The organism is Nocardiopsis sp. NPDC007018 (assembly GCF_040635075.1).
Taxonomy (GTDB): domain Bacteria; phylum Actinomycetota; class Actinomycetes; order Streptosporangiales; family Streptosporangiaceae; genus Nocardiopsis.
In genome coordinates this window covers 36,213-47,055 of record NZ_JBEYHA010000044.1, presented here as the reverse complement: position 1 = coordinate 47,055, position 10,843 = coordinate 36,213, and the positions used below count along the sequence as shown (strand labels likewise).

Annotated in this window: 9 protein-coding genes and 1 pseudogene; 4 read left to right on the top strand and 6 right to left on the bottom strand. The window is 70.4% G+C overall.

Annotated features, from left to right (window positions below; genetic code table 11):
* Both ABZ635_RS20895 and ABZ635_RS20890 read left to right on the top strand, forming a co-directional pair.
* A pseudogene (locus tag ABZ635_RS20895) lies at positions 1–145 on the top strand (ATP-binding protein); the annotation flags it as partial.
* Positions 142–546 carry a hypothetical protein gene (locus ABZ635_RS20890; protein ID WP_357767694.1) on the top strand — a complete coding sequence of 135 codons (405 nt, stop codon included), beginning with the start codon at positions 142–144 and terminating at the stop codon, positions 544–546. The pseudogene ABZ635_RS20895 and the gene ABZ635_RS20890, both read left to right, overlap by 4 nt.
* Positions 547–643: 97 nt before the next feature.
* On the opposite strand, the gene ABZ635_RS20885 is transcribed toward ABZ635_RS20890, so the two are convergent.
* The 4 genes from ABZ635_RS20885 to ABZ635_RS20870 form a co-directional block, all read right to left on the bottom strand.
* Positions 644–1,912, bottom strand: coding sequence for a dihydrolipoamide acetyltransferase family protein (locus ABZ635_RS20885; protein WP_357767693.1), 1,269 nt, complete (start codon positions 1,910–1,912; stop codon positions 644–646).
* Positions 1,913–1,924: 12 nt separating this feature from the next.
* Positions 1,925–2,938: an alpha-ketoacid dehydrogenase subunit beta gene (locus ABZ635_RS20880; RefSeq protein ID WP_357767689.1), complete on the bottom strand. Its 1,014-nt coding sequence runs from the start codon at positions 2,936–2,938 to the stop codon at positions 1,925–1,927.
* Between the two features lie 15 nt (positions 2,939–2,953).
* Positions 2,954–4,054: a pyruvate dehydrogenase (acetyl-transferring) E1 component subunit alpha gene (pdhA, locus tag ABZ635_RS20875; protein WP_357767686.1), complete on the bottom strand. Its 1,101-nt coding sequence runs from the start codon at positions 4,052–4,054 to the stop codon at positions 2,954–2,956.
* A 508-nt stretch (positions 4,055–4,562) separates the two neighbouring features.
* On the bottom strand, positions 4,563–5,240 hold the full coding sequence (locus ABZ635_RS20870) for a GntR family transcriptional regulator (RefSeq protein ID WP_357767683.1): 678 nt from the start codon (positions 5,238–5,240) through the stop codon (positions 4,563–4,565).
* Between the two features lie 738 nt (positions 5,241–5,978).
* Here ABZ635_RS20870 and ABZ635_RS20865 point away from each other — a divergent pair.
* Both ABZ635_RS20865 and ABZ635_RS20860 read left to right on the top strand, forming a co-directional pair.
* Positions 5,979–6,734 carry a phosphatase PAP2 family protein gene (locus ABZ635_RS20865; protein ID WP_357767709.1) on the top strand — a complete coding sequence of 252 codons (756 nt, stop codon included), beginning with the start codon at positions 5,979–5,981 and terminating at the stop codon, positions 6,732–6,734.
* Positions 6,735–7,092: 358 nt separating this feature from the next.
* Positions 7,093–9,042 carry a heavy metal translocating P-type ATPase gene (locus ABZ635_RS20860; protein WP_357767706.1) on the top strand — a complete coding sequence of 650 codons (1,950 nt, stop codon included), beginning with the start codon at positions 7,093–7,095 and terminating at the stop codon, positions 9,040–9,042.
* A 256-nt stretch (positions 9,043–9,298) separates the two neighbouring features.
* Here the strand turns inward: ABZ635_RS20860 and ABZ635_RS20855 are convergent, their stop codons facing one another.
* Together ABZ635_RS20855 and ABZ635_RS20850 are read right to left on the bottom strand one after the other, a co-directional pair.
* Positions 9,299–10,129: a polyphosphate polymerase domain-containing protein gene (locus tag ABZ635_RS20855; RefSeq protein ID WP_357767681.1), complete on the bottom strand. Its 831-nt coding sequence runs from the start codon at positions 10,127–10,129 to the stop codon at positions 9,299–9,301.
* Between the two features lie 26 nt (positions 10,130–10,155).
* Positions 10,156–10,764: a DUF4956 domain-containing protein gene (locus tag ABZ635_RS20850; RefSeq protein WP_357767678.1), complete on the bottom strand. Its 609-nt coding sequence runs from the start codon at positions 10,762–10,764 to the stop codon at positions 10,156–10,158.
* Positions 10,765–10,843 lie beyond the last annotated feature (79 nt).

Below are 10,843 nucleotides of genomic sequence, written 5' to 3'. Positions count from 1 at the left end.
GACCGCCGAACGTGGCCGGGGCCTGTTGATGGTGGACGTGCTCGCCGCGAGGTGGGGCGCGTACCCGATCGTCCCGTTCCCCTTCTGCTCCGACGTGGGCACGGCGGTATGGGCCGAGTTCGTGCTGGGCGGTGGTGAGCGATGACCGCAGTCGAGGCCAGGGTTCGGTCCGTGCTGGATGCTCCTCGGGGACACCGCTTCTCCCGTACCCCCGCACCCGCGCTCGCGAGGAGGAGCACGCTTCCGGAGACCTGGGAGGAGCGGCAGCAACGCCTTCTGCGGCAGATGGTGGGAAACCCGAAGGTCGCCTACCGGATCGAACACGGCGTGATGCCGCACTGGATGATCGTGGCGAAGGAACGCAGGGAACAGGCGGTCAGGGAGGCGAAACGACGGGAGGCCGAACCCGGTCCGATCCCGCCGCGCAGGCCGCGTGGACGCCACCGGGCCCCTCGCTGGCGCGGTGGCTGGGCCGCGGCGACGCTGACCTACGGGATCGCTCTGGTCGCCGGGATGATCAGTCAGGCCGTCGCGCTGTTCTGGTAACTGCGACGGGACTCTGCCCACGGGCTGTGGACAGAGGCCCGCGCACGACGAACGCCCCGGCCGGAGGGCTTCCGGCCGGGGCGTCGCTGACACACTGCTACAGGATGATCCGCATGGGCTCTTCCAGGATCTCGGCGAGCTCCTTGAGGAACGCCGCGCCCACGGCACCGTCGACCGCGCGGTGGTCGACCGACAGCTCCAGGGCGATCCGGTTGCGCACGGCGAGCTCGCCGTCCACGACCACGGCCTCCTGGCGCATCGCGCCGACCGCGAGGATGGCGGCCTCGGGCGGGTTGATCACCGCGGAGAAGCTGTCGATACCGAACATGCCCAGGTTGGACACGCTGAAGGTACCGCCGCTCATCTCCTGCGGCTTGAGCTTGTTGTCCCGGGCCTTGCCGGCGAGCTCACGGGTGCGCGTGGAGATCTCCGACAGGGTCGCCTTGTCGGTGTCGTGCAGCACCGGCACGACCAGCCCGGCGTCCACGGCGACGGCCACACCGACGTTGATCCGGTGGTGCTGGACCAGGGTGTCGTTGATCCAGGAGGTGTTGACCTCCGGGTGCAGCTTGAGGGCGGTCGCGCAGGCCTTCACGATCAGGTCGTTGAAGCTGACCTTCACACCCGTGCTGGACAGCTGCTCGTTGATCTGGCCGCGGAAGGCCTTGAGGGCCTCGGCGTCGATCGAGCGGCGCAGGTAGAAGTGCGGGACCGTCTGCTTGCTCTCGGTCAGACGGCGCGCGATCACCTTGCGCACGTTGCTGGTCTTGACCTCCTCCGAACCCCGGACGTCGTCCTGGGTCGGGGCGGCCTGGGCGGCGGGCGCCGGTGCGCTCGGCTGGGGAGCCGGGGCGGCGGGGGCGGCGGAACCGTCCTTGGCGGCGGCCTCGATGTCGGCCCGCACGATCCGGCCCTTGGGGCCGGACCCCTGGATCTTGGTGATGTCCAGGCCGTACTCCTTCGCGAGCCTGCGGGCCAGCGGGGAGGTACGGGGGCGCTCACCGGAGGGGGCCTCGGCCGCAGGGGCGGCCGGGGCGGCGGCCTCGGCGGGCCGCTCCTCGGCTTCGGGCTCCGCCTTCTCCTCGGCGGCGGGGGCCGCCGGAGCCGCGGACTCCTCGGGCACGGCGTCCGGCGAGTCGGCGATGAAGCCGATGACCTCGCCGATCGGCACGGTGTCGCCCTCGGAGACGTTCTGCTTGACGAGGTAACCGTCCTCGTAGGCCTCGAACTCCATGACGGCCTTGTCGGTCTCGATCTCGACCAGCACGTCACCGGAGGAGACCTTGTCCCCCACCTTCTTCACCCAGGTGGAGATGACGCCCTCCTCCATGGTGTCGGAGAGGCGCGGCATGTGGATCTCGCTCATTGACTACTCCCTCTACCCGACCCGTTTGCCGACGGCGCTCAGGGTTTCCTTGATCGCGGTGCTGATCGACTCGACCGACGGCAGGGCGGCGGTCTCCAGGGACTTGGCGTACGGCATGGGGACCTCGGCCATGGCCACCCGGCGAACGGGGGCGTCCAGGTAGTCGAAGGCGCCCTCCTGGATCGACGCGGCGATCTCCGCGCCGATGCCGTAGGTGAGCCAGTCGTCCTCACAGATCACCGCGGCACCGGTCTTCTTGACCGAGTCCACGAAGGTCTGCCGGTCGAGGGGGCGCAGGCTGCGCAGGTCCACGACCTCGACGCTGATGTCCTCCTCGGCCAGCTTCTCGGCCACCTGGGTGGCGACCATGGCCATCCGGGAGTAGCCGATCAGCGTGATGTCGCTGCCCTCGCGGGTCACGGCGGCACGGCCGATGGTGGCGATGGCGTCGTTCTGCGGCTCCGCGTAGTCCTCGGGCACCTCGCCCTTGGAGTTGTACAGACCCAGGTTCTCCAGGAACAGGACCGGGTCGTCGTCGCGGATGGCGGCGCGCAGCATCGAGGAGGCCTCGGCCGGGGTGCTGGGAGCCATCACCTTGAGGCCGGGGATGAAGGAGTAGAACAGCTCGATGTTCTGCGAGTGGGTCGCGCCGAGCTGCTGGCCGCCGCCGCCGGGGGTGCGGATGACCATGGGGACGCTGGTCTGACCGCCGAACATCCCGTAGATCTTGGCGGCGTGGTTGATGATCTGGTCGATGGCGATCAGCGAGAAGTTGATCGTCATGAGCTCGACGACCGGGCGCAGGCCCAGCATGGCGGCGCCAACGGCCGCGCCCACGAAGCCCTCCTCGGCGATGGGGGTGTCCTTGACCCGGCGGGGCCCGAACTCCTTGAGGAGGCCCTCGGTGATCTTATAGGAGCCCTCGAAGACGCCGATCTCCTCGCCGATCACGAGGACGTTCTCGTCGCGCAGCATCTCGGCGCGCAGGGTGTCGCGCAGCGCCTGGCGGTAGGTGATCACGGACATGTGAGTGGTTCCTTCCTATTCCGCGAACACCGGGTCGGCGGGCATACGCCGCGACTCGTTCGGCACCGGGGTGGCGTAGGTGTAGTCGAAGAGCGTGGACACGTCCGGCTTCGGGCTGTTCTCCGCGAAGTCGGCGGCCTCGGCGACCTCGGCCTTGACCGACGCGGCGATCTCGTCGCGCAGGTCGTCGGTGAGGATTCCGGCCTTGGTGAGCTGGGCGTCGAAGAGCACGATCGGGTCGTTCTCCTCGGAGCGGGCCGAGTCACGCTGCTCGTCGGTGCGGTACTTGGCCGGGTCCACAACGGAGTGGCCCTTCTGCCGGTAGCTCCAGGCCTCCAGCAGGAAGGGGGTCTGCTCCTCGCGGGCGCGCTCGACCAGGCGGGTGGCGGTGTCGCGGACGGCCAGGACGTCGCGGCCGTCGACGCGCTCACCCTCGATGCGGAAGGCGGCGCCGCGCTTGTACAGCTCGGGCTCGGCCGAGGACATCTCCACGGTGGTGCCCATGCCGGTGAAGTTGTTGATCACCACGAAGACGACCGGCAGGTTCCACAGCTTGGCGATGTTGAGGGACTCGTGCCAGGCGCCGATGTTGGTGGTGCCGTCGCCCATCTGGCACATGACGACCTCGTCGCCGCCACGGTAGGTGACGGCGAGCGCCGCGCCGGTGGCCAGGGGGAGCTGGCCGCCAACGATGCCGTAGCCGCCGAGCATGCGGGTCTCGGTGTCGTACATGTGCATCGAGCCGCCCCAGCCCTTGGAGACGCCGTCGGAGCGCCCGTAGAGCTCGGCCATGACCCGCTTGGGGTCCATGCCCTTGCCGATCGCGTACCCGTGGTCACGGTAGTTCGTGAACAGGTAGTCGCGCTCCTGGAGGGCGGTCATCAGACCGACGACCGTGGCTTCCTCACCGAGGTTGAGGTGGCAGTATCCGCCGATCCGGGCCTGGGTGTAGGCCTGTCCGGTGCGCTCCTCGAAGCGTCGGATGAAGAGCATCTGACGGTAGTAGTCGAGGAGGGTCTCGGGCTTCTCGTTGCCGAGGCCGGTGTCCTTCCGGGTCCGGCGCCGGGGCGCGGAGGCCCGGGCGGTGCCGCCCTTCGGCTTGGCCGTGTCAGCCATGGTGTGCCTTTCTACGTGCGCGGAGGCCGCGCGCCGCCGACCTGTGGGTCGGATGACGCGGCCCGCCCGGACCGCGCTGTCATACGTGGTCCCGGCGCGTGCCGCCGCCGGGCTCATCGGCGGCGACACTGTGGCTGTTGCGGGGCGCGTCCGGTCGGGCCTGGCGGGGCCCGGGTGCGGACGCGAAGCGAAACGGGTCGCGTGTGCAGTTGTCGCGCCGCGACCCTTGACGGCATTGCTTCCCGGTCTGGGGTGCCGTAAGCATCCGCCGGGAGGTCGGCCGAGTTCGTTCACCGGCCGGATGAACAACCCCGTGCCACCAGGGGGCACGCGCGTGGTGGTGTGACGTGCGTCGCGCACACTCTACGGTCTGATCGATGATCGATCAATACAACTTTAGGACAGAAACCGAAAGTCTGGTACAAACCACCAGGTGACGGCGGGAAGCGTCCGTGTGGGACGGATGGCGCGTGAGCGCGGGAACCCCTGAGGGGTGTGGGAAACGCGTCTAGCGGGCGCCCTCGTGGGTGCGCAGAGCCGCCTCGACGTAGTTCATGACGTGGTCGCTGAGCATCTGCCCCACGGCTGGGTCGCCCTCGCGGAACGCCCGGGTGATCTGCGCGTGGTCGGCGGCCTTGGCGTGCAGCTCCATGTCGAGCCAGCGCACCGACAACGCTGTCCACACCTCGACGCCCAGGGACTCCCAGGTGTGCAGCAGCACGCTGTTGTCGGCCGCCCGCACCACCTCGCGGTGGAACTCCACGCTGTGCCGGATCTGCTCGGTGACGTTCCCCTCGGCGGTCGCGCGTTTGAGCGCCTCCACCTCGCGTTCCAGCACGGAGGCGTCCTCGGCCAGGCGCGGCGCGGCCAACTGTGCGGCCACCAGCTCTAGACCGGCGCGGACGGGGTAGATCTCCGCCATGTCCTGGACACCGAACGCCCTGACCCGGGCCCCCTTGTTCGGCACGGTCTCGATGAGCCGCAGCGTCTCCAGCTCGCGGAGCGCCTCTCGGACCGGCGCCTGGCTGACCTTCAGCTCCGTGGCGATCCTGCGCTCCACGATGCGTTCGCCGGGCTGCCACCGTCCGGACAGCAGACCCTCGACCAGTACCTGCCGGATCTGCTCCCTCAGCGGCTCGCGGGCCAGCTTCGAGGGGTCGTCCGGCAACTGTGGGAGGTCGACCATCCAGGGCCCTTCCGTCTTCCGACCCGTGCGCGACCAGCACACGCGCCGACACACTCCAGCGTCTGACAAGCTCCTTGAAGCCTGCCACACGCGCGCGGGTCTGCCGCACGCTCGGCCTCGAAGCGCTAACGGAAGCCTCACGAACGGGTCGCGCACGGGTGAAGCGGACCGGTCGTCCACGTGGGCTTCGGGCAAAGTGCGAGGTGGAAGGGTCACACTTGGGCCGGGAAACCACCAATGAGGGCAACCGTCCGGGTAGGCTCGCATGTTGGCAATATCCACCCAAAGCCGTACGGAGAGTTACCCACGTCACGGTGATGGCCCGACGAGAGCGCCCTGACCCGCGCTGACCGAAGCAACTGCGGTAACGAGCGCCCACAGACGCCACTGTCGACCAGTTCCGTTCCCTGGACGTCGAGCCTGTCCGGCGGCCGGTCACGACCACCGTGAACCAGTCCGAAGGTTCGACCGTCGAACGGGGTGTAAGGGGTAGGACCCCGGTACGTCACCAACACTCCGTGTCGGCTCCGGGGACGTCAGGATCAGTCCCAACAACCGCGGCTAGCCCGTCCCCCACGCCTCAAGCAGTGCCACAGGCGAGCCCACGACGTGTGAGACAGCACTGAGCACATGACGCAATCCTCACGGACCCGGCACGCGCGGTCCAGACAGTTGACAACGCCACACGACCCGGAACGGCGCAAGCCGGACCCGGGGCCCTACAGCGGCCCGATCCCCGTGGTGCGGAGCAGGAAGCTCGCGCCGGGGCCGCCCGTCGTGCGCGCGGTCAGGTGGCCGAGCGTGAGCGAGATCGCGTGGGGGCTGGCCTCCGACCGCATCGCGATCATGCTCTTCGTCGCGCTCATCGTCATGACGATGCTGGCGGCGGGCCCCCTCCATCCGGTGGACAACTTCCTCAACGAGCTGCCCCGCCCCTACTGGGACACACTGCGCGAGCCGCTGATCTTCTGGCCGGACAACGTGGCCTCCCGTTACGTCGCCTTGCCGGTGCTGGGCGTGACCACCCTCCAGCTGGCCTACTGGCACCGCAGCTGGCGCCCGATCATCCTGGGGGCGGGTGGCGTCTTCGGGATGATGTCGCTGGTCTCCGTGATGAAGCTGCTGTTCAACCGGGGGCACGCCAAGTACTACGACCCGGACTTCTTCGCGGGGGCGGGCAACGTGGCCTTCCCCTCCGGGCACGGGGCCAACGCGATCCTCATCTACGGGCTGGTGCTGTTCCTCATCATCAGGTTCGGCGCGGCCCGGCCGCACATCATCCGGCGGTTGGCCTACTGCATCGTGGGTATCGCGCTCCTCCAGTCGACCGTCTCGATCTACCTGCACTTCCACTGGTTCACCGACCTGGTGGCCGGGATGATCGCGGGCGGGTTCGCGCTCAGGCTGACGATCCGCCTGGACCGGATGATCCCGCACGGCCACACCGTGCAGTGGTGGCCCTGGTACGGCAGGGAGACCGAGACCGCCTCCTAGGTCAGTACACCCAGGGATCGGCGCGAACGGTTCCCAGCGGCCTGGACAACGGAACGCCCGTCGGACACCCGGCGGGCGTTTCGCGTGTTCGGACCTGGTGGGATATACCCCTAAGGGGTATGTTTGCCGACGGGGGGCGCGCGCACGTGCGCGGCCTCCGTCGTTCGAAGGCGACGGGCGTGCAGGCTCGGAGCCGAAGGGGGTCGACATGACGACGGGTCAACAAGGCGACAGCGGCAGCCACGGGGAACACGGTGGCCACGGAGGTCACTCCGGGCACGGGGAACACGATGGCCACGGGGGCAAGAGCGGCCACGGGGGAGGGGGAGGCCACTCCGGGCACGGCGACCACGCGGCCGTGTTCCGCACCCGGTTCTGGTGGAGCCTGCTGCTGAGCGTCCCCGTGGTGTTCACCAGCCACATGATCTCCGGATGGTTCGGCTACCAGGTTCCCGACGCCCTGACCTGGGTCCCCCCGCTCCTGGGCACCGTCGTCTTCCTCTACGGCGGATGGCCCTTCCTCGCCGGGGTCCCCGGCGAACTGCGCGACCGCAGGCCCGGCATGATGACCCTGGTCGCGATGGCGATCACCGTGGCCTTCGGTGCGAGCCTGCTGTCCACCTTCGGCGTGGTCGGCATGGAGCTCGACTTCTGGTGGGAACTGGTCCTGCTGGTCGTGGTGATGCTCCTCGGCCACTGGCTGGAGATGCGCGCCCTCGGGCAGGCCTCCGGGGCGTTGGAGGCCCTGGCCGCCCTGCTCCCGGACCGGGCCGAACGCGTCGACCCCGACGGCGGGGTCGAGGAGGTCCCCGTCGCCGAACTCCGCACCGGGGACACCGCTCTGGTCCGCTCCGGCGGACGGGTCCCCGCCGACGGCACGGTCGTGCGGGGCTCCGCGGCCGTCGACGAGTCCATGATCACCGGCGAGTCCCGCACCGTCACCCGTACCGAGGGCGACCGGGTGGTCGCCGGGACGGTCGCCACCGACTCCTCGCTGCGGGTGCGGGTGGACGCGGTCGGCGACGACACCACCCTGGCCGGTATCCAACGCCTGGTCAGCGAGGCTCAGGAGTCGGGGTCGCGTTCGCAGGCGCTGGCCGACCGCGCGGCCGCTCTGCTGTTCTGGTTCGCCCTGGTCGCCGCCGCGGCCACCGCGACCGTGTGGGGGCTGGTCCTCGGCGAGGGCAGCCAGGCGGTCGAACGGACCGTCACCGTGTTGGTCATCGCCTGCCCCCATGCTCTGGGGCTGGCCATCCCGCTGGTCATCGCGATCTCCACGACCCTGTCGGCGCGCAACGGCATCCTGGTCAAGGACCGGCTGGCCCTGGAGCGCACCCGGCTCGTCGACACCGTGCTCTTCGACAAGACCGGAACCCTCACCAAGGGCGCCCCGGCGGTCGGCGACACCGCCGCCGTCGACGGATGGTCCCCCGGGCGGGTCCTGGCGTGGGCCGGCGCGGTCGAGGCCGACTCCGAACACCCGCTGGCCAGGGCGATCGTTCGGGCCGCCCGAGAGGCGGGCCCGGTACCCGAGGCCTCGGGCTTTCGCTCCCTCACCGGGCACGGGGTGCGGGCCGTCGTCGACGGGACCGAGTCCCATGTGGGCGGGCCCGCGCTCCTGGAGTCCCTGGGAGCCGCCGAACCCGCCGAACTCGCGGAACGCACCGGCCCCTGGCGCCACCGTGGCGCCACGGTGCTGCACCTGCTGGTGGACGGTGCCGTGGTCGGTGCGCTGTCCCTGGCCGACGAGGTCCGCCCGGAGTCCGCGTCGGCGGTCCGCCAGCTCCAGGCGCAGGGGGTGCGCGTGGCGATGGTGACCGGGGACGCCCGCAACGTCGCCGACGCCGTGGCCGCCGAACTCGGCCTGGACGAGGTGTTCGCCCAGGTGCTGCCGGACCAGAAGGACGCGGTGGTGCGCGACCTCCAGGGCCGGGGGCACCGGGTCGCCATGGTGGGCGACGGGGTCAACGACGCGCCCGCCCTGGCCCGCGCGGACGTGGGTATCGCCATCGGCGCGGGGACCGACGTCGCGATCGAGTCCGCCGGGGTGGTGCTGGCCTCCGACGACCCGCGCGGGGTGCTGTCCGTGCGGAGGCTGTCGCGGGCCGGGTACCGCAAGATGATCCAGAACCTTGTGTGGGCCGCCGGGTACAACGTCGTCGCGGTGCCGTTGGCCGCCGGGGTGCTCGCCCCGGCCGGTCTCGTGCTGGCTCCGGCGGTGGGTGCCGTGCTGATGAGCCTGTCCACGATCATCGTGGCGCTCAACGCCCAGTTGCTCCGGAGGTTGGACCTGCGTCCGGCCGACTGAGCGGCGCCGTTGTCGGATCGCGTCCCGTCCCGGGGCCCACGTGTGCACCTGGGCGGCAGCACGGGTGGCCGTGGTGGTCTGGACCTACGGGGAACCGGGTGTCACCATTGGGGTGCCGCGGACTCCCTCTTGTAGCGGGAGAGGGCCCGCGGAACCAGGCCGCCGCCCCGACCGGTTACGGGGCGGCGGCCGTCTCCGCGCAGGTCGCGGCGTCACGGCGCCCTCCGGGTGTTTCACGTGAAACACCCGGTACCGGTCACGCTCCCGCCGACGCGCTGGCGCGTACCCGGGTCGGGTGGTCCATGCAGTGGCCCATCGCCCGGTGCCAGCGGTTGCCGCGCAGGCCTGGTTCGAGGGCCGCCAGGGCGGCGGCGTACTTGCTGAACCGGGCCTCCCGCACTCCGAGCGCGTGTAGCCGCCGCTCCGTGGCGGTCAGCCCGCCCCGGGTCTTCACCTCCAGCAGCGCCACCTCCGGGCGCATCCGTACTTCGAGGTCGCCCCGGTAGCCGACCAGGTCCTGGTCGACGGTCACCCGCTCCTCGCCGTCCAGAGCCACCACGGTGGTCCGCCGGTAGTCGGTCACCGCCGAGGGGACCAGGACGTCCGGAGGCGTCAGACGGCAGCGACCCAACGACCGGTCGAGGAAGTCACGGGTGCGCGGGGTCAGCCGGTCCACGGGGGAGTCCGGGGGCAGCTCGACACGCACCTTGTCGGTCACCCCGCGCGCGCCCTTCAGCTTCACCTCGAACATGACCGTTCCGGTGTCCACGTAGGAGCGGGTGCGCACCTTGTAACGCAGCCTGCGCTCCTGGCGGTGGTCGTGGAAGGTCCGCAGCTCCGGGGTGTCCAGGTAGGTGGACGAGTAGAGGAAGGAGGACCGGCCGTCGATCTCCAGCACGCCGAACCGGTGCTCGGAACCGTCGAACAGGGCGGGCACCAGCCCGGCGGGGAGCAGGTACTTGCGACAGGTGCGGGTCACCAGGGCGGCGCGCTCGTTGATCTCGGCCAGCGAGACCGGGCGCAGCCCGTCCAGCGCGACCGGTGCCCGCCCGGGGTTCCCGTCCGCAGGAGGGGTTACGGTGCGCAAGGGGGCGGGGGAGGGGGAACGGTGTCTCAACGCCCACCCCACAGGGCGTCGGCCAGCGGGCGGCGCCCGGCGGGCCGACCGGGGGCCTCGGTCGGCTTCGGTTCCTGGAAGCGCACGTCCACGACCATGAGGTCGCGCACGTAGTCCACCTCCGTCACGTCCACGTGCCGCACCCGGCCGCGCAGGCGCCGTTCCAGGTCGTGCCGGAGCGCGGCCGGGTCCTCGTGCACCACGTCCAGGGTCATGATCCGCCGCTGCGTGCGGGCCAGCAGTCTCGGGTGTCCGGCCGCGTACAGGGAGCCCAGTAGCAGGGCGTTCAGTCCCAGCATCAGCCACGGGGCCGGGGCCGCCACCGCGTTCACCAGGCCCAGGGCGATCGCCACGAAGTAGTAGCCGATCTCCCCCTGGCTGATCAGGTCCGAGCGCAGCCGCAGGATCGACAGCACACCGAACAGGCCGAACCCGACGGCCAGGCCCACCTCCTGCTGGGTCAGCATCGAGACGACCGCGAAGATGCCGACGTTGAGCGCCACGTAGGCGAGCACCAGGTCCCGCCGACCGTGCCTGCGGAAGTAGAGGACGTAGGACAACACCGTGATCGCGGTCAGGTCGACCGCCAGAGCGAACCAGAACATGTCCCTCATGGTGTGCGCCGACGGTGAGACGGCCATGAGCCCCGTATGAGGGAACCCTCATGTTCCACGGGGACTCGGG

What these genes read in the sequence shown, in the direction of transcription:
- ABZ635_RS20850 (WP_357767678.1), bottom strand. Translation starts at nt 10,764, where the DNA reads ATGTTCTGGTTCGCTCTGGCGGTCGACCTGACCGCGATCACGGTGTTG.
- ABZ635_RS20885 (WP_357767693.1), bottom strand. Translation starts at nt 1,912, where the DNA reads ATGAGCGAGATCCACATGCCGCGCCTCTCCGACACCATGGAGGAGGGC.
- ABZ635_RS20880 (WP_357767689.1), bottom strand. Translation starts at nt 2,938, where the DNA reads ATGTCCGTGATCACCTACCGCCAGGCGCTGCGCGACACCCTGCGCGCC.
- ABZ635_RS20890 (WP_357767694.1), top strand. Translation starts at nt 142, where the DNA reads ATGACCGCAGTCGAGGCCAGGGTTCGGTCCGTGCTGGATGCTCCTCGG.
- ABZ635_RS20870 (WP_357767683.1), bottom strand. Translation starts at nt 5,240, where the DNA reads ATGGTCGACCTCCCACAGTTGCCGGACGACCCCTCGAAGCTGGCCCGC.
- pdhA (WP_357767686.1), bottom strand. Translation starts at nt 4,054, where the DNA reads ATGGCTGACACGGCCAAGCCGAAGGGCGGCACCGCCCGGGCCTCCGCG.